Origin of the sequence: Paenibacillus sp. FSL P2-0322 (genome assembly GCF_037975315.1) — a bacterium.
Taxonomy (GTDB): domain Bacteria; phylum Bacillota; class Bacilli; order Paenibacillales; family Paenibacillaceae; genus Paenibacillus; species Paenibacillus polymyxa_B.
Genome location: NZ_CP150243.1, coordinates 2482558 through 2501061 on the forward strand (window position 1 = coordinate 2482558; position 18504 = coordinate 2501061).

At 47.0% G+C, this 18504-nt stretch carries 15 protein-coding genes; all 15 read left to right on the forward strand.

The window, feature by feature from the left end; translation table 11 throughout:
* The first annotated feature begins 18 nt into the window (after positions 1 to 18).
* The 15 genes from MKY24_RS11180 (at position 19) to MKY24_RS11250 (ending at position 18443) form a co-directional block, all read left to right on the forward strand.
* Positions 19 to 954 (forward strand): ArsR family transcriptional regulator, encoded by a 936-nt coding sequence (locus MKY24_RS11180; RefSeq protein ID WP_339201967.1) that lies wholly within the window; start codon positions 19 to 21, stop codon positions 952 to 954.
* A 202-nt stretch (positions 955 to 1156) separates the two neighbouring features.
* Entirely contained in the window at positions 1157 to 2878 is a 1722-nt protein-coding gene (locus MKY24_RS11185; RefSeq protein WP_028542372.1) for an ABC transporter substrate-binding protein, read from the forward strand.
* Positions 2879 to 2985: 107 nt separating this feature from the next.
* Positions 2986 to 3939, forward strand: a complete 954-nt coding sequence (locus MKY24_RS11190) for an ABC transporter permease (protein ID WP_339201968.1) — start codon at positions 2986 to 2988, stop codon at positions 3937 to 3939.
* Between the two features lie 15 nt (positions 3940 to 3954).
* Positions 3955 to 4881 (forward strand): oligopeptide ABC transporter permease, encoded by a 927-nt coding sequence (opp4C, locus tag MKY24_RS11195; protein ID WP_069079650.1) that lies wholly within the window; start codon positions 3955 to 3957, stop codon positions 4879 to 4881.
* Between the two features lie 13 nt (positions 4882 to 4894).
* Complete coding sequence (locus MKY24_RS11200) at positions 4895 to 5878, forward strand: ABC transporter ATP-binding protein (protein WP_339201971.1); 984 nt, start codon at positions 4895 to 4897, stop codon at positions 5876 to 5878.
* Positions 5871 to 6839, forward strand: a complete 969-nt coding sequence (locus MKY24_RS11205) for an ABC transporter ATP-binding protein (protein WP_053325319.1) — start codon at positions 5871 to 5873, stop codon at positions 6837 to 6839. The genes MKY24_RS11200 and MKY24_RS11205 overlap by 8 nt, the downstream gene beginning before the upstream one ends.
* A 262-nt stretch (positions 6840 to 7101) precedes the next feature.
* Positions 7102 to 7371, forward strand: a complete 270-nt coding sequence (rpsN, locus tag MKY24_RS11210; protein ID WP_023988368.1) for a 30S ribosomal protein S14 — start codon at positions 7102 to 7104, stop codon at positions 7369 to 7371.
* Between the two features lie 259 nt (positions 7372 to 7630).
* The gene (locus MKY24_RS11215) at positions 7631 to 8623 is read left to right on the forward strand and encodes a cation diffusion facilitator family transporter (RefSeq protein ID WP_023988369.1); all 993 of its coding nucleotides are present in this window, start codon (positions 7631 to 7633) and stop codon (positions 8621 to 8623) included.
* A gap of 206 nt (positions 8624 to 8829) precedes the next feature.
* A complete protein-coding gene (locus MKY24_RS11220) occupies positions 8830 to 10734 on the forward strand; it encodes a heparinase II/III family protein (protein WP_339201972.1) in 1905 nt (634 codons plus the stop codon).
* Positions 10735 to 10762: 28 nt separating this feature from the next.
* Positions 10763 to 12673, forward strand: coding sequence for a glycosyl hydrolase (locus MKY24_RS11225; RefSeq protein WP_068940770.1), 1911 nt, complete (start codon positions 10763 to 10765; stop codon positions 12671 to 12673).
* A 60-nt stretch (positions 12674 to 12733) separates the two neighbouring features.
* Positions 12734 to 13870 (forward strand): glycosyl hydrolase, encoded by a 1137-nt coding sequence (locus MKY24_RS11230; protein WP_339202306.1) that lies wholly within the window; start codon positions 12734 to 12736, stop codon positions 13868 to 13870.
* A gap of 397 nt (positions 13871 to 14267) precedes the next feature.
* Positions 14268 to 14786: an RDD family protein gene (locus tag MKY24_RS11235; RefSeq protein WP_028542365.1), complete on the forward strand. Its 519-nt coding sequence runs from the start codon at positions 14268 to 14270 to the stop codon at positions 14784 to 14786.
* Between the two features lie 100 nt (positions 14787 to 14886).
* Entirely contained in the window at positions 14887 to 15891 is a 1005-nt protein-coding gene (locus MKY24_RS11240; protein ID WP_023988374.1) for an ABC transporter substrate-binding protein, read from the forward strand.
* 291 nt (positions 15892 to 16182) lie between these two features.
* A complete protein-coding gene (locus tag MKY24_RS11245; RefSeq protein ID WP_339201974.1) occupies positions 16183 to 18150 on the forward strand; it encodes an ATP-dependent DNA helicase in 1968 nt (655 codons plus the stop codon).
* Complete coding sequence (locus MKY24_RS11250; RefSeq protein ID WP_023988376.1) at positions 18144 to 18443, forward strand: DUF6509 family protein; 300 nt, start codon at positions 18144 to 18146, stop codon at positions 18441 to 18443. The genes MKY24_RS11245 and MKY24_RS11250 overlap by 7 nt, the downstream gene beginning before the upstream one ends.
* The last annotated feature ends 61 nt before the right edge of the window (positions 18444 to 18504 follow it).

Sequence of the window (18504 nt, forward strand, 5' to 3'; positions counted from 1 at the left end):
AAAAGAGGACAGAAAGCGATGAGTCACGACGTGAATGCTCCTTACGATGTACATGTAGCATATGGACCGGTGTTTGAGCTGCTCAGCAGCTTACACACCTTTATTTGCCGCAAGGCTTACAAGAAGACCGATTTATCAGCCGGGTGGGCGGAGCAAGTGCGTAGAACGCTGTCTCCAGGTTTGTCTAAATTGCTGGAGTCCATGGAAATCAATGCAGATTGGAAGGTTATTTATGGACTCGTCTGTATGCTTTCTGATCAGGGGAACGTTGAAGAGGTCGTAGACCGTCTGGAGAACCGGACTGTACAGGAATTAAATGAACAGGCATCAGCCTATGGGGTCTCGCTGCCTGACGACATGGAGAAGCTTCGCAAACTTGCTTTGCAACTGCTATCTGGCTGGGACGAGGAGTATTTCCGCCATGTGGATACAAGTATTCTAAGCGGTCTGGAACAGGAAGCTGAACGGAGAAATAAGGAGAAGGGCTTACATAGCTCTATGGAGTGGGTGGATCGTACCACTAATGGCTTCCGGTTCGAGCCTTCCGAAGGGCTGACACGGGTGTTGCTGGTGCCTCAATACCATTTTCAGCCGATTAATATCATTTATCGATTTGGGTCGCTCCTGTTGTGCCATTATTCGGCAGGGATTTATGTTCAGGAGGACGATTTTTTATCCCCACAGGAATATCGAATGATCCGAAGTTTGGGGGAGAAGAGCAGGCTAAAGATTTTAAAATATTTGTACCAAAGCCAGTCCCCACGAACCTTTATTGAGATTGTCCGTCATCTCAAGCTGTCCAAGGGAATCACGCACGATCATATTTTCAAGCTCCGGGCCTCTGGCTTCATCCATGCACATTTTGATGGCGAAACATTACTCGGATATAGCGCACGGCTTTCGGCTGTGGATGAAATGCATCGAAGCATTCTTGGCTATATGGAGCGAAATTAGGCTGTACGCACCAGTTAGACTTTAACACTTTAAACAAAAAGACGTCGATCATTTGGAATCCAGATGAGTTGACGTCTATTTTTTTACATAAAAAATGGAGTTCTCTCTTTACAGAACCGGAATAGATTCCTATAATGAGATTTATCTTATTAATTACAACTTGTTCGATCGGAATTTACTAAATTAACTCGGGGGGATTATTTTGAAAAAGGGAATTATTCTACTCAGCAGTCTACTTCTGGCAAGTTCTACCTTATTAGCAGCTTGCTCTAGTGGTGGATCAGATAGCGCTAATGATGCTACTTCGCAAAATAGTGATGTCGCACAGACAGCCGCTACAGCGCAGCCATTAACAAGTCTGGTACAAGCTTCAGATTTATCCAAATTGCCGGAAGTGTCCAAAAAGAGAAGCGACACGATTATTGTTGGTCTGACTGACCCAGCCGGGGTGTTTACTCCGTATTTTAACCAAAGCGGCTATGATGGCAACGTGATTTCGCAGTTGTGGACTCCGCTGGTCACGGTAGACGAGAAGGGGCTTCCGCTGCCAAATCTGGCTAAGAGCTGGGATATTTCTAAGGATAATCTAACGTACACGTTTCATCTGGTTCCCGGTACAAAATTCAGTGATGGCTCTCCTTTGACAGCAGAGGATGTCGCTTTTACCTGGACGTTGATCTATGACAAAGCCTATCCTGGTGACAGCCAAATCCGAAAGCTGAACATTAAAGGCGGCAAAGACTATACGGAAGGCAAGGCAAAACAAATTGAAGGAATCAAGGTGATTGATGCGCAGACCATTTCTGCGACGTTGGAAAAACCAAACGCGCTGGCTCTGCCGATTCTGGGTGACTATGTACTGTCCAAAGCCTACTACGGCAAGGATTACAAGTTCGGACAGCTGGATTATTTTAAAAATTTACATAGTAGCCCTCTGGGAAATGGGGCTTATAAGTTGGAAAAGTTCATTCCAGGGCAAGAAGTTCGTCTGGAGGCGAATGATCACTTTTTCAAAGGCAAACCGAAAACACAGCATTTCATTTACAAAACAGCAGAAGGCGACGCTTGGCAATTCATAGAAACAGGCGATACCGATTTTGCTCAATTCACCGCAACTCAGGAAAATATAGACAAACTAAAAGGGCTTGGCTTTTTAAACATTTTGCCGTATACCCCTAGCACTTACGGATATTTGCAAGTAAATCTTGAAAATGAAAAGCTTAAGGATAAAAAGGTTCGTCAAGCATTGACCTATGGACTGGATCGGAAAAGCATTTATGTCGACGCAGCTCAGGGAGCAGGGGCGGTCGCAAACATTCCAGCTTCCCCAATATTCTGGTCTTACACGACCGATGGAATCAATCCATATAACTACGACCCAGAGCAAGCGAAAAAGCTGCTGGATGAAGCGGGCTGGGCAGAAGGTAGTGATGGCATCCGTGAGAAAAACGGTCAGAAGCTGACCATTCATCTGCTGACCTCTAAACGTCCAGAAACAGATACCTTTATTGCGCTTGCGGCTGAAAATTACAAAGCGATTGGCGTTGACCTACAGCCGGAAATCTTTGCAGACTTTAATGCAATGGTCGCCAAAGTAGAAGGTAAGGATTATGATCTTGCCGCCTTTTCGACAGGCATGCTGACAGATCCATCAGATGGAATCGAGCAATTCGTCAATGGAGAAGTCAAGGGATATAACAATCCAAAGGTAAAAGAGCTATATGAAAAAGGCTTGTCTACGACGAATATGGAAGAACGCAAGAAAATATATCAAGAATTATATGTGCTGCTAAACGATGAACTGCCCGTAATTTTTACCAACTATAAGAAGACGGTGTATGCCTACAATGGTCGGATGGAACATGTAAAGGTCAGTCCGTTCATTGGCTTGTCTGGTAATCTGTTCGAATGGTCCCTTAAATAAGCCACATTTGCGGGCCCCTTGTGAAGAACATCAGGTTCGGATCAAGGGGCCTCCCAAATAGGGGAAACGTAATGAGTAGCCTGACCTTGAATTGAAAGGAGTCTGTCATGAGCTCGTTTTTAACGAAAAGACTGACGTATATGGTTATTATTTTGTTGGCCGCTTCGATGATGATTTTTTTCCTGTATGCCATGACACCGGGAGATTTCATTAGCGGCAATCTGAAGCTGTCGCCAGAGAGAAAGGCGGAACTGAGAGAAATTTACGGCCTGAATAAGCCTATTCTTGAACGCTATGGAAATTGGCTGGGCAATGCGCTGCATGGAAATTTTGGTTTTTCGCTTGCCCAGCAAAAGCCGGTGCTGACCTTATTTAATGAGTATATCTGGAACTCGTTTTTGCTGGCCGTTGTATCGACCTTCCTGACCTGGTTTATCGCAGTCATTATCGGTGTGGTTGCTGCTTATAAGCAGTATTCATGGTTTGATACTCTGGTAATGGTGGTGATTTTCGCTGCCATGTCTGTGCCCTCATTTTTTATCGGGTTGTATCTGATTAAAATCGCAGCGGTTGACCTGAAGTGGTTGCCACCCGGTGGCATGCTTAATACGGGGAGTAACGCTACAGGTATGGAGTATGTGAAGGAGGTTCTCCAGCATATGACCTTGCCAGTGATCGTTATGACGCTGTTGGGACTGGGGTCGTTGACCCGCTACTTCCGTAGCAATATGATCGACGTGATCCAGCAGGATTATATACGCACAGCCCGTGCAAAGGGCTTAAAGGAAAGAAAGGTACTTTTTACGCACGCATTGAGAAATGCATTGCTGCCTGCCATTACGCTCGTTGGCTTCGAATTACCTGCGCTGTTTGGCGGGTCCCTGATTATTGAAAAGATTTTTAATTGGCCAGGAATCGGTCAGTTGTACATGCAATCCTTTTCGCTCCGGGATTATCCACTACTTATGGGCTTTACGATGCTAATTGCCATATTGAGCGTTATCGGAACACTGTTGTCCGATATTTTGTATCGCATCGCGGACCCGCGTGTGAAAGTGTAAGAAGGGGGCTAAGGAATGTCATCCGTGAGCAGTAATTTGAGCAAGAGCAACGGCAGACTGCGAACAACTGTTAAATCTTCAATGTGGCAGCAAGCGCTCCGGCAGCTGTTCAGAAACAAGCTTGCTATGGCTGGTCTGCTTGTCGTGGTATTTATGTTTTTGCTCTGTTTTATCGGTCCGCTATTTTCTCCTTATTCCGATAATAAAACAAATATATTAATGATGAACAAGGCGCCAAATATCCATCACTGGTTAGGAACAGACAAGCTGGGGCGGGATGTGTTGACACGTGTGATGCAAGCAGGTCAAATTTCTCTTACCGTGGGTTTGGCTTCAATGGTATTGTCAGTCTTTTTGGGGGCTACGCTGGGGGTCATATCCGCATATTTTCGCGGAATTGCGGATCAGATTATTATGCGCGTTGCTGATTTGCTGCTGACGATTCCCAGTTTGCCCCTGCTATTTATTATGGGCGCGCTGCTATCTGACTGGAAGGTTCCACCCGATCAACGGATGTATATTGTCATGCTGATGCTTAGTCTGGTCAACTGGCCGGGGATTGCACGGATGGTGAGGGGCCAGATGCTTAGTTTGCGGGAACGTGAATTTATGCAAGCCGCGACGGTACTGGGACTCTCGAATCGTCGAAAGCTGTTCAAGCATCTGCTGCCGAATATTTTACCGTTGTTGATCGTTATCGCTACATTGAATATTGGCGGAGCCATCCTGAGTGAATCTGTGCTCAGCTTCTTTGGCCTTGGCGTGCTGCCCACAACACCGACTTGGGGCAACATGATTGATGCCGCTAACAATGTGCTGGATTTTCAGCAACGTCCGTGGTTGTGGATACCGCCAGGACTGTCTATTTTTGCTACAGTCATCGCTATTAATATTTTTGGTGACGGGCTGAGGGATGTACTTGACCCGAAACATAAGAGGTAGGTGATCATACACCATGGACAATTTACTTTCTATTGAACATTTAAGCACTCATTTTTATACAGAAGAAGGAACGGTTAAAGCGGTGGATGATATCAGCTTCCGTGTGAAGCCAGGGGAAACGGTATGCATTGTCGGTGAATCGGGATGCGGCAAAAGTATTACCGCGATGTCCATCATGGGTCTGATCCAGAGTCCCGGTGGTAAAGTGGCAGGCGGAAGCATCCGCTTTGAGGAAACCGATCTGCTAGAGCTTAGCAGAAATGAGATGCGCACGATTCGCGGACATGAAATATCCATGATCTTTCAGGAGCCGATGTCTTCATTGAATCCGGTCATGACCATTGGTGAACAGCTATGCGAACCACTGATTGAGCATTTGAAAATGGGCCGTAAGGAAGCTCGTAAGCGAGCACTGGAGCTGATCGAACAGGTCGGTATATCCCGGCCGGAGCAGATTTTAAAAAGTTATCCGCATGAGCTGAGCGGGGGGATGCTGCAGCGAATTATGATTGCGATTGCTATTTCTTGTGGTCCCAAGCTGCTTATCGCGGATGAGCCAACCACGGCGTTGGATGTAACGATTCAGGCGCAAATCCTGGATATGCTGCGTGAATTTAAAGCCCAATCCAATATGTCGCTCATGCTAATCACCCATGATCTGGGTGTTGTCGCCGAAATGGCTGATTACGTCATTGTGATGTATGCAGGCAAGATCGTCGAGGAAGGCGAAGTGGTACAGCTGTTTAATCATCCCAAGCATCCTTATACACAAGGGTTACTAAAATCCAAACCGGTGCTTAATCAGCGCCAAGAGGAACTGTATTCCATTCCCGGGCAGGTCCCTAATCCGCTGGAGCTGACGACTTCCTGTTATTTTCATGACCGCTGTGGGCAGTGCATGGACATTTGTCGTGTAAAGGAGCCTACATTAAAAGAAGTTTCAGCTCAGCAGAAAGCATCCTGCTGGTTATATGAGGAGGCGGTTGTTCATGGCTGAGCCGTTGTTGGAAATAGACCGCTTAAAAACGTACTTTCCGGTGAAGTCCGGATTTATGAACCGTACTTCAGGACATGTGCGGGCGGTAGACGATATCAGCTTTACGATCCGTCAGGGTGAAACCTTCGGATTGGTAGGGGAATCGGGGAGCGGTAAAAGCACGGTGGGCCGCACGATTGTTAGATTGACGGATAAAACGGACGGTACCGTAAAATACAAAGGGGTGGATCTACACAGCTTGTCAGCCAAAGGGATGCAGGAACTTCGTCCCAAAATTCAGCTGATCTTTCAAGACCCATATAGCTCGCTGAATCCGCGTGTACGGATTGGTGATGCCATTGGTGAGGCGCTACTGGATCACGGTATAGCAACGAAGGAGGAGGTCCGGCAGATTGTGCTGGACGTGCTCAAGCTATGTGGATTGTCAGAGTATCATATCGACCGTTTTCCCCATGAATTTTCGGGAGGTCAACGCCAACGGATCGGCATTGCCCGAGCGCTGGCGCTTCAGCCGGATTTAATTATCGCTGATGAGCCGGTATCAGCGCTGGATGTGTCCATACAGGCGCAGATTATTAACCTATTCGCCAAATTGCAGGCCGAACGGGGTCTGACATATTTGTTCATCTCGCATGATTTGAGCGTGGTGGAACATTTGTGTTCCCGTATTGGCGTGATGTATTTAGGCTCCATGGTCGAAACGGCATCGCGTGACGAGCTATTCGGGAATCCGTTGCATCCGTATACGAAGGCGTTGCTGTCGGCTGTACCTATTCCGGTGCCGAAGCTGAAGAGAGAACGTATTTTGCTCAAGGGGGATATTCCAAGTCCGGTTAATCCGCCTTCGGGCTGCAAGTTCCATACTCGCTGCCCCTTTGCAATCGACCGTTGCTCCAAAGAGATTCCACTCTATCGTGAGGCTCGTCCAGATCACTGGGTAGCTTGCCATTTGGCTGAATGAACAAAGTCAGTCAGCAAATTTTAAAGCCGTTGAAACGGCAGACCGTTCACAAGAGTGAAGGGGGCTGCTGTTTCAACGGCTTTTTAATGTCGTGATTCAAACCGCTTGGGTTGACAACACACCTGGAGCAGCGTTATATTAAAAAGTAATCGTAATGATTACTATTTAAGGTATAAAATCATGTCCATATCCGTGTTCATCAATCTCGCGGTAGTGATGGTGAACCTTCATGATTGGCATATATCACAAGGAGGAGCTTTACATGGCCAAGAAGTCAAAAGTCGTAAAAGAGAAGAAACGCCAGGATATTGTAGCTAAATATGCGGACCTGAGACGTGAATTGAAAGCAAAAGGGGACTACGAAGCTTTGCAAAAGCTTCCGCGTGACTCATCTCCAACCCGCCTGAAAAGCCGTTGCGAGCTGACAGGCAGACCTAGAGGATACTTGCGCAAATTCAAGCTGTCTCGTATCGCGTTCCGCGAGTTGGCACATAAAGGCCAAATTCCAGGAATTACGAAATCAAGCTGGTAAACAGGCACTTATGTCGATCGTCAGCGCATGGAGATTATCTGTGTTGTTAACCTGAGGGTATGTCTGATAGAAGGTTGTAACGGGAATGCTTCATGTCGTAGGGGGACATGGGGCATTCCTTTTCCATGGAAAATATTATCGTTTGTATTGATTCTCCTCAGATGGTTAGGTAGAATATGGACGGGTTAAAAATATACATAACAAACGATTACATAATGTGGATATATCAGATTATGTATACCTCAGGAGGAGCTACAAGATGGAAGTGAAACAGAGAGAGGACTCCTTTTGGAGTATGGTCAAAAAAGGAAACAAATCCTCGGGCTCGGCGGCGTTAGGTAATACCGGCATTGCTCTGATTAAGGGGATTGCTTTTGCCTTGACAGGCAGCGGCTCTATGTTTGCTACGATGATGCATTCCATTGCGGATGCAGTGAATCAAATGTTTGTATTCGCGGGCAGTGTACTGGCAGAGAAAAAACCGACAAAACGCTTTCCTACCGGCTTTGGACGAGTGATTAACCTGTTTTGTATGGTTGCCGTTATTGTTGTAACGATTATGGCCTATGAAACCGCATTGGAAGGCATTCATTTGCTGCAGCATCCGGCTGAATCTACACATGGATTTTGGATTAATGTAGTAGTGCTGATTTTGTCACTAGTGGTGGACGGATTTGTATGGAGCAAAGCGATGAAAGAAGTGCTGCATGAATCCAGAGTAGAAGCGAAGGGGCTAAGCATTTTCACCACTGCGTTCCGCCATGTGGGGCGTGCTGCACCGCCAACCCGGCTGGTGTTTTATGAAGATTTGGTAGCAACAACGGGTGGAGTACTTGCTCTGCTAGCAGTGGTGGTCACATCGCTGACAGATTTTAAACTGCTGGACGGAATTTCGAGTATACTCATCGGTTGTCTGATGGTCGGTGTTGCTTTCCGGGTCGGTTACGACAACATGGTAGGCTTGATTGGTGTATCTGCTCCTCCTGATATCGAAGAACGTGTGGCTTCCATTATTCTAGCAGATACACATGTAACGGATATTTATCAAATGCGTATTTTACAGGAGGGACGCTACTATCACGTGGAAGGGTTGATTGAGCTTACACCGGGCATGACGCTGGCAGATGCTGACGATATTAAATTTAGAGTCGAGGACGCTTTGCTACGTGATCCTAATATCTCAGATGCAGCATTGGGTATTCTGGAAGATGACGGGATTAGAAAGTGGAAACAAGAGAAACCCACAGTTTAGAAAAAATGATCAAAGCGAATCTGGACGGGGATTGGCAATAGTGTAAAACAAGAACTTCCATGACCACAGCAACGGGGCATGGAGGTTCTTTTACTTTTTCTCAATTGTTTTACTACCCCTTTGAATTTAGGATGATTGTTAGATACAATGAAAGCGTTAACAAAAAAGAAGGTGAAACAAATGCTTCTCATGGGGAGGAAATGCAAATGAGTCTTCTGAGGGAGGCTTGGCCTGCTTCGCGGCTCGTTAAGGCGCTGGCTGGCGGCATGCAGGATTCAGCAAGGCAACGGTTAAGGAGTAATTGGACAAAAAGGCTGCGGACGACTGTCTCTGAGCCGATATACGCCGAACTTTGGATGGATATTGTGCGTGTCTGTAAAGATAATCGGGAAACATCATGGCCTGAACTGCCGTTGTCTCTGTTTCGGGAATTTACTAATACAGGAGAGCGCAAGCCGTATGAGGATGTGTACTTTGAACGGCGTGGACGACTGGTTGCTATAGTGCTTGAAGCTGTTGTCAAGCCGGAGCCTCGAAAGATGAAAGAGGTGGAAAGCGGTCTGCTGGACATATGTAGCGAGTACACATGGGCGCTTCCTGCACATGTCAATGAAGAGGACACAGTAACACCGCCTTGGCAGCAGGTGGATTTATTCGCGTCCGAAACAGCACAAACGCTGGTTGAAATTTTATTGCTGCTAGGAGAACAACTGGCTAGCCATGTGGTCGCTCAGGTGCACGAAGAGATTGAACGTCGTGTGCTGCAACCCGTTTTTTGGAAGCCTCGTCATTTTGGATGGGAAACCGCAGATCATAATTGGTCGGCAGTATGTGCTTCCGGTTGCGGAATTGCAGCATTGCTGCTGGTAGAAGACGACTTTTCCAGAGCGGTAGCCATCGAGAGTATGCTGGGCGCGCTGGATTGTTTTTTGGCAGGCTACAGAGAGGATGGGGGATGTCCCGAAGGCGTAGGTTACTGGGTATACGGCTTTGGTTATTTCACTTATTTTGCCGATATGCTGCGTGAGTTTACCGAGGGAGCTGTGGATATTCTGAACTCGGAAAAGGTTAGGCAAATCGCAGCCTTTGCAGAGCGGGTTCATCTGTCGGATGGTATTTTCGCTAATTATTCGGACAGTAGTGAAACGGAACGATTGCCTTCCGGACTCATTTCTCATTTGAATTCTTTGCAAGGAGGACCATCTACACTCCCTTTCCGCGTACCTGGTCTGTTGGAAGACCCCTGTCGCCGCTGGGCTCATGTATTGCGCAACTTGGTCTGGACGAATCCTCTGGCATTCGGGAGCGGTGAGACCGTTACCAATTATTTGCCGCAACTCGGTTGGCTGATGTGCCACAGCTGCAGTTCCAGCCATAGTGGACCCGAAAGCCAAAAGGGTGAACCAGGTGTCATGCTTGCATTTTCAGCGAAGGCTGGGCATAACAATGAACCGCACAATCATAACGATCTTGGACATTTCATCCTTCATGGCGGTGGCGAAAATATATTGTGCGATCTGGGAGCAGGCTTGTACACGAAAGCCTATTTTTCATCGGGACGAGAGTCGATTATTAATATCTCCTCCGGCGGTCATTCCGTGCCTGTCATCAATGGGACTATGCAGCAATCGGGCGCACAGGCAAAGGCGGCTGTGCTGGATATTGCTTTGGATGAGCAGGAGGAGGTACAGACGGGCACAAGGCTTAAGCTTGATTTGACATCTGCTTATCCTGTAGAAGAATTGGCAGTCTTCACCCGCTCCTTTACATGGAATGTGCTGGAGGGAAACGAGGGGGCAAGGCTTACCGTCACAGATCATTTTGAGTTTGAAACGTCTGGCGTGAGCATGAAGTCACGGGATGTGGAGGAGCTTTTGATCAGTCGTATTCAGCCTAATCTGGGAGCAGGCTTCGTGGAATGGAAGGGAGCGAACGCAGGGGTCAGGTTAGATTATGATGCCAGCGTGCTGCGGGCGGGGTTGGAGGCTGTGAAGCACATAGATCATGACGGAATTCCTTTTGTGTTTTATAAAACATCGCTGCAACTGGACTCCAATCAATGGAACGGTTCTGCAAGCGTAGATTGCAATCTGTTTTTTACCATACATTAATTTTCATTTTGAATGGGAGGCAGACAGGATGAATAAGCTGCAGACAGGCAGCGTGTACCCTTGGCAGACGGAGCTGGAGAGATTTATAGAACAGGTGGAAAGCGCGCCAAATCGAGTGAATGACGGATGGACTCACCAACATAAGCTGGCTGTGCTGGAAAAGCTGGTTCGTGCATATGCCCTGCATCAGGACGAAACCGGAGCTATCATTGACCCCCATTCTGAAAGTGAACGGTACTACTCCACCCCCTCCTATGCGTTGGCTGCGGCGGTGTTGGTCAAAGAAGGTCGGCATGATTTACTGGAATCTGCTGCTGCGGCCTTGACGCATAGCATAGCTTGTGTAGTGGAGGAAAAAGCGCCAGATCACCACCCAGACTTTTTTCCAATTATGATGATGGGAGCGTATCGGCTCCTTAAAAATCTGCTGCCAGAACAAGCCATGGCATGGAAGCAGCAACTGAGCAGAATTCAGCCGGAGCAGACCTACATTTTTACGATGAGCAAAATGAAAAATCCGAACCGGATGATCAACTGGAATGCGATTATGATTTCCGGCGAGTTTTTGCGTGCAACGGAAGGAATTGCAGCCGATTCGGAATGGATGGAGACGTATATCCGCAGCTACCATTTGCCTCGTTTTACCGGGTTGGGCCTGTATCAGGATGGTCCGTTGGATCGGCCCAATAGCCCATTTGCCTACGATATCGTTACACGTTTTCATCTGGGCGTGATGCTGGAGAACGGATATGATGGCAGCTGCGCACTCGAACTGCGTGACCACCTTCGCAGGGGGGCGCTCAGCACATTACTGGCGCTATCCCCGCACGGGGAAATTCCGCCGCGTGGAAGAAGCGCCCAGCATCAGTGGAACGAAGCGGCGGCGGCCTTTGTCTTTACAACACATGCACAGCGGGCTTTTACAGCAGGAGAGCATGGGCTCGCAGGTGCGTTCCGACGGGCAGCAGATCTATGCTGGCAAGCGATTAGCCGCTGGCAGACGGATGACGGCAAGCTGCATATCGTCCGCAACCATTATTCGTCCGAGGCACGACATGGCTTCGAGGTGTACTCGAATCATACCTGCTACAGTCTGTGGACGGCGGCTGTACTGGCCCACACCCTTCTACATGGGGAGGAGATGGATCACATTCCTCCAACCTTCATCCCGGCGGAGATCGGCAGCCGGGTGTTGGCAACGGATGGCTGGTTCCAGACTGTCATTGCAGCCGTAGACGGGCAGCAAATGCTTGTGCAAACATCGGTCAACGACCCGTACAATATTCCGGGCATCGTGCGTATTCAGCAGTCTGCGCTGCCGTCGCTGATCGGTCCGTCCTCAGCAGGTCATGCAGACCGCGGCTTTACAGGCTTCGCGGAGGGAGATATTTTCCCGCTGAGCTATACCCCGGCCTGGCAAACGGAGGACGGAAAGTGGCACAGCTTGTCGGAAGGCATTCCCGGTACGCTGGAGTTCGACCGGGATGGAGGGATTGACCCGCAGGATGGTGGAGGAACCGTACAGATGGAACAAAGCTCAGCGTCTGACGGAGCAACGGATTTTACACTCCTGTGGGAAGGCCCATTCCCGGGAGTGAGGGAAATCCGAACGCATTATCGTCAGGTACCCGGCAAAATTGAAGTGGCGTATGAGCTTCAAGGCAATATTCAGAATGTAGGGGCACTTATTCCCCTAATGGCGTACGACGGTCGGGAGCGCAGTGTTATTCATCATGTCATGTCAGCTGGGAAAGAAACGGAAAGCATTCGAGTAGAATACGCAGGTGCAAGCCTTGAAGTCATCCCGACGACGGAAGGAACGAATGTGGTCTGGCCGGAAGAATTAGCTTCTGTGGCCTGTCGGAATGGTTTACTTAAGGGAGCGCGTCTGGAATGTGAAGGCAACCGCATTTCCTTTATCATTCGGTTACCTGAATAAATGGAACTGGTGTAGCCATATATATTTTTAAACATGTGGAAAAAGGGAGAGGAAAAAGAAATGACGAAAACAGAAGCGTGGCTGGAGCAATCGTGGGAGCTGGCTTTGGATAAAACGCTTGCCTTGGCGGCAAGACTGGGGGACGCTTTTCCACATGTTGCAGAGGGTGGACGTTATGATAATCGTGAAGAAGCGTGGTGGACAGCAGGCTTTTATCCGGGACTGCTATGGCTAGCCAATCGGGCGCGTCCTGACAGTGTGGCTGCCGGGATTGCACAGCGGTGCGAGGGTCGTTTGGAAAAAATACTCTATAATAGCGAAGCTGTAGACCATGATCTTGGCTTTATTTGGCTGCTCAGCGGCGTGGCCGCCCACCGATTGAACGGAGATTCTGAGTCCAGAAGACGTGGGTTATTGGCTGCCAATCTGCTGGCTGCCCGTTTTAACGTGAATGGCCGTTTTATTCGTGCGTGGAACTTCCCCTCGAAGGACATGGATACACGGGGCGTTGCGATTATAGACAGTATGATGAATCTACCCCTGCTTTATTGGGCTTCGGAGGAAAGCGGAGATCCGCGTTTTGCCGCTCTCGCTGTGCAGCATGCAGATACCGTAGCACGTGAATTTGTCCGTTCGGATGGCTCTATCGCACATGTGATCGAATTCGATCCGGAGATTGGAAAAAAGGTCGCCGAGCATGGTGGACAGGGATTTGCTCCCGGTTCTGCCTGGGCACGTGGCACGGCTTGGGCTTTGTATGGTTTTACGCTTTCGTACGGGTACACGCGCGATTCGCGTTATTTGAAGGTGGCCGAGAACACGGCTGACTTTTTCCTGTCCCAGCTGGGCGATGCTTGCCTGCCTGTGTGGGATTTTAGAGCAGAAGAAGAGCACCGCGGGGCATGGGATTCATCGGCGGCGGCAATTGCGGCCAGTGGTTTGCTGGAGCTGGCAAAATATTCGACGCGTGCAGAGCATTTTACAGAAGCTGCAGCATCTATCCTCGAGGGCTTGCATCATACATGTACAGCGTGGGGCGAGGAGCATGAGGGATTGCTGATGAACGGGACTGTACATTATCCTGAGCAAAAATACATCAACGTTCCCATTATCTATGGCGATTATTTCTTTGTCGAGGCATTGGCAAAGCTGCGCGGAGAAGAAGGTTTGTTTAGTATTGAATGCAAAAAAATATAGTGTATAAGCGTGCAAGAACGAACTCATTTTAATCATACGGTCGTTTGTCAGATTTACGGAATGAATTGTGAAGCAGCGTGTGTGTAATTTCATTTACATATACGCTGTTTTTTTATGCATGAAAAGGCTGGATTTATTTCGATGCCAAAGTACTACTTATAGGGGGTTAAGAGATTGTGGCTGAGCTTATTTTGTACCCAATCAGAGAAAAATCATTGATATAAGCTCTTAACTCCTATGAAAAATTTCATTTTGATGCATGGAAATAGGTCCTTTTACTTGTTTAAGAGCATTTACTCGTAAATTGACAATATAGGTGGGGAACCGTATGATATCTTCTTGGGTAAAGGAATAAACTGGATTTTAAATCTCATTTGCAAAAGGAGTTATACATATCATGACAGCAACAAGTGATTGTACAAAAAGAATATACGGAGGATTTTGGATAAGAACGGCAGCGTTTGTGATTGATCTGATCATCCTTACTGCCATAGTCCTTTTAGTAGGGGGCGCAATTTACATTATCCCAGATATTCTGGGCATAAAGGAGACGGGTTTCATACAAGTACTGCTTATGTTGTGGCCGCTGATCTTATGGCTCGTAGTGCCATGGTTGTACTGTGTGTTATGGGAATCATCGAAGGTAAGAGCAACACCGGGTAAGCTGGTGTTCTCTTTAATTGTTGTAGACAAGGAAGGAAATCGTCTTGGATTCTTACATGCCTCAGGACGTTATTGGATTAAAGCCATTTCTTTTGTAATTGCTCATATTATTTATATTGTGGTTGCTTTTACTGCCAAAAAACAGGGACTCCACGATCTTTGTACCAACACCTTTGTTGTGAATAAAAAAGAATTGCAGCGATATGATCAACAATTGCCCTTCCCTCCAGTAGCTTCTAATATCATGAATTAAGGAAATTTCCGTTGCAGAAGATGGGTCTATTATGTAATATTAAGTGAATGATAATGATTATCATTTTCTATAGACTATATAACTTGGAGGATACATCCATATGCTACATGTAAAAAAATCGACCAAACTCCCTATACTGGCGGGAGTACTGCTCATTATAGCCGTTGTACTATCAGCTTGTAGCTCTCAAGGAAATGTTGCCCAAACTTCCCCTACAGCAGGACAGGCTGCAAACAGCACGGTTCAAAAGGAAGAGGCATCAACAACGCCGACCACCCGAGAATATACAGACTCTCAAAAACGTAAAGTAACGATTCCGGTAAATCCACAGCGGATCGTTTATGTAGGCAGTGATCCGGGGGATTTGCTTGCCTTGGGTGTACGTCCAGCAGGTGCGAGTCTGAGTGTCATTCAGTCACAAATTGTGTATGCGGACCTTACCAAGGATATTACCGATGTAGGCTACCCAGTGAATCTGGAAAAAGTGACGATGCTGAAACCGGACCTTATTCTTCACGACAATTGGGATGAAAAGGCGATTGATACGTTAGCTAAAATTGCACCTACCGTGGCTCTTCATTCCGACCAGGCAACTTTTGAACGTATGCAGGAGCTAGGTAAACTTCTTGGAAAAACTAAAGAGGCAGACCAATTCAAAACCTTATATGACGAGAAGGCCAAACAAATGAAGGCCAAGCTGGATGTTGACATTAAGCCAGGAGAGACAGCGACAGTGTTGTTAGTTATGGGGAAGAACCTGTATGTTATGGGACATCAGGGTGCATCCGTGTCCTTGTATGATGTGCTTGGCTTTAAACCGGCTCCCAAGGTACAAACAGACCTGATTGATAAAAAAGAGCGCTTTGCTACCATTTCTAACGAGGTGCTTCCTGCATTTATCGGGGATGAACTATTTATTCTGTCGGATCAGAGTAAAGAAACAGTTGCAGTTACTAATAATCTGATGAACAGTGAAATATGGAAGACCATTCCCGCGGTTCAAAACAAACGGGTATATACACTCGACAGCTCATGGAATTTTGATGATGCCATCACGAGAGAACGGCTTCTTGAACAAATTCCAGATTTGATGAAGCAAAAGTAAACATGGAACCAGCCAGTGCCTGAAAGCATTAGCTGGTTTCTTTGTTTTCTCATTATGCTATGAATACTTCCCTTGCTTAACCTATCTCTTACCAAGCTTTCTCCACCAAATCCTTCGCCAAATCCTCCTCGTAGCATACTCACACAAACGAACCCTGATGTCCTTTATTTATAGAATTTCATGGCGAAATAAAAAATGTAAGCTGTTCTTACAGTTTTCATGTTCTTTTTAGCTTGTTTTGCGTTATAATGAAAGGATGCACATTATGAACGAATTGGAGGCACAGCCCGATTGACTACTTACCCTTTTGCCTTTGATCCGTCCAAGCCGTTTATTGAGCAGGCAAGTGACTGGATTGCGGATGTATTTTATGAAGTTTTGCCTGAAGTCGGCTTTGAGGTTCGGGATGAACAAATTTATATGGCATTCCAGCTAGAACGTGCCTATAAGGAAAAAAAGACCATTTTTGCAGAAGCAGGTGTGGGCACTGGTAAAACGCTGGTATACCTGCTGTACGCTATTGCATATGCTCGATACATGAGAAAACCGGCGATTATCGCCTGTGCGGATGAATCGTTAATTGAACAATTGGTAAAGCCGGAAGGGGATATCGCCAAGCTGGCACGGCATTTGAGTCTGACGATTGATGCCAGATTGGGGAAGTCGCCGGATCAGTATATTTGCCTGAATAAGCTGGATGAGGTGCGAGGCGGACTGGATGAGGACGCAGATATTTTCCGTGATATTTATCAGGAACTGCCGGATTTTGTTCATTTTCCAGATACGTTACAGTCCTTCACTCCTTACGGAAATCGGAAGGAGTATCCCGAGCTAACAGATGGACAGTGGAGCAGACTCGGATGGGATGTATTTCAAGACTGTCTCGTTTGCCATCAGCGCCATCGTTGCGGTCAGACGTTGTCTCGTGATCATTACCGCAAAGCGGCAGATCTGGTCATTTGCTCTCATGACTTTTATATGGAGCATGTATGGACCTACGAAGCGAGAAAGCGCGAGGGTCAGCTGCCGTTGCTGCCGGAGCACAGCTCTGTCGTCTTTGACGAAGGGCATCTGCTGGAGACAGCGGCACAAAATGCACTTACCTACAAGCTTAAGCACGCTCAGTTTGAGTCTATTATTACCCGACTTCTCGAGGGGGAAGTGCGAGAATCTTTGGCAATGACGATCGAAGATGCGATCTCCCAAAGTGAGGTTTTGTTCGCTGCGCTTGATAAGAACAGTCAGCCTGTACAGGGTTCTAATCGCAAGGAGTTCATCCTGAATGAGTCGCTGATTCGAGAGGTAAACCGCTTTGGTGAATTGATCGGCACGATCGAAGAAGAGCTTGTATTTGAAAGCGGGCTATTCTCTTTGGATGAGTATCAAGTCAAAATTGTGGAAGAACATTTGGAAATGATTCAAACCGCATTGGCTTTGTTTAAGCGTCCTGAACTTCTCATTTCGTGGGTGATGGAGGATCAGGATGGGTTAACGCTTGTGGTTATGCCGAAGATGGTAAAAGAGATTCTCAAAGAACGAGTATTTGCGCAGCATATACCAATCGTATTCTCTTCAGCTACGCTTTCCGTAGAGAGCTCTTTTGACTATATGGCACAGAGTCTCGGTATTGAAAATCCACTAACGTTTTCTGTTGCTTCACCTTATGACTACAGCGATCAGATGCAAGCTGCACTGTACCCGTTGCAAGTGGGGCATGATCCAATCCAGAGAGCGCTGACACTGCTGGAGAAATCGCAGGGAAGAGCGCTTATCCTGTTTCCTTCACAGGAGGAACTGGCTGCATTCAAGAAGGATCTCGTTGCTTACCCGGAGGCATCAGCCTATCGTTTTCTGTACGAAGGTTCGGCTGAAATCAGCCATCTGATCTCAGCTTTTCAGAATGATGAGGAAAGTGTGTTGTGCGCTGTTACATTATGGGAAGGATTGGATATTCCTGGACCTTCTCTGTCGCACGTCATTATCTGGTCACTGCCATTTCCTCCGAATGATCCGGTTTTTACGGCTCTGCGCAAGGATGCAGCAGATCCGTTTATTCAGATAGATATGCCTCACATGGCACTTAGACTCAGACAAGGCATAGGGCGTTTAATTCGCTCGCGTAATGATCGAGGCTGGATATCCATCATGGGCCAGGATTTGAGACGTCAAGAAGTACGCACACAAGTTGAACAACTACTGCCTGCGGGCGTAGAATGCACCGTAATTGAAGGAAACCCGGAGGGAATAAAAACATGTTGAATTTTACAACGTACACAGTAGATCAGATTAAAGATGCTTTTGGTATTTTGACTGGACAGCGTTATGAATTTATCATTGATGTAGAGGTAGAGGAGGACGACGAGCTATACACTGAAAACGGACTGTATATCCGTTGTCTTTATTTAGTAGACGAAGAAAAGACGGGACTGCTAAAGTATGAATTAATTGAAAAAGTAACGAATAGTTACATTGATCTTGAACTTGAAGATGATGAGCTGCAAGCTGTTGAGAACTTCTGTAAAGAACATGTACAGGATGAAACAGTGAAGTAACAGTATAGAACACTTAGCTAGCACAGCTGGTGTATAGCTAACATATAATGAAGATATCAAG

Excerpts from the sequence above, each read along its gene's own strand:
- MKY24_RS11205 (WP_053325319.1), top strand. The coding sequence starts at position 5,871 with ATGGCTGAGCCGTTGTTGGAAATAGACCGCTTAAAAACGTACTTTCCG.
- MKY24_RS11190 (WP_339201968.1), top strand. The coding sequence starts at position 2,986 with ATGAGCTCGTTTTTAACGAAAAGACTGACGTATATGGTTATTATTTTG.
- MKY24_RS11230 (WP_339202306.1), top strand. The coding sequence starts at position 12,734 with ATGACGAAAACAGAAGCGTGGCTGGAGCAATCGTGGGAGCTGGCTTTG.
- MKY24_RS11240 (WP_023988374.1), top strand. The coding sequence starts at position 14,887 with ATGCTACATGTAAAAAAATCGACCAAACTCCCTATACTGGCGGGAGTA.
- MKY24_RS11215 (WP_023988369.1), top strand. The coding sequence starts at position 7,631 with ATGGAAGTGAAACAGAGAGAGGACTCCTTTTGGAGTATGGTCAAAAAA.
- MKY24_RS11250 (WP_023988376.1), top strand. The coding sequence starts at position 18,144 with ATGTTGAATTTTACAACGTACACAGTAGATCAGATTAAAGATGCTTTT.
- MKY24_RS11225 (WP_068940770.1), top strand. The coding sequence starts at position 10,763 with ATGAATAAGCTGCAGACAGGCAGCGTGTACCCTTGGCAGACGGAGCTG.
- opp4C (WP_069079650.1), top strand. The coding sequence starts at position 3,955 with ATGTCATCCGTGAGCAGTAATTTGAGCAAGAGCAACGGCAGACTGCGA.
- MKY24_RS11235 (WP_028542365.1), top strand. The coding sequence starts at position 14,268 with ATGACAGCAACAAGTGATTGTACAAAAAGAATATACGGAGGATTTTGG.
- MKY24_RS11180 (WP_339201967.1), top strand. The coding sequence starts at position 19 with ATGAGTCACGACGTGAATGCTCCTTACGATGTACATGTAGCATATGGA.
- rpsN (WP_023988368.1), top strand. The coding sequence starts at position 7,102 with ATGGCCAAGAAGTCAAAAGTCGTAAAAGAGAAGAAACGCCAGGATATT.
- MKY24_RS11200 (WP_339201971.1), top strand. The coding sequence starts at position 4,895 with ATGGACAATTTACTTTCTATTGAACATTTAAGCACTCATTTTTATACA.
- MKY24_RS11220 (WP_339201972.1), top strand. The coding sequence starts at position 8,830 with ATGAGTCTTCTGAGGGAGGCTTGGCCTGCTTCGCGGCTCGTTAAGGCG.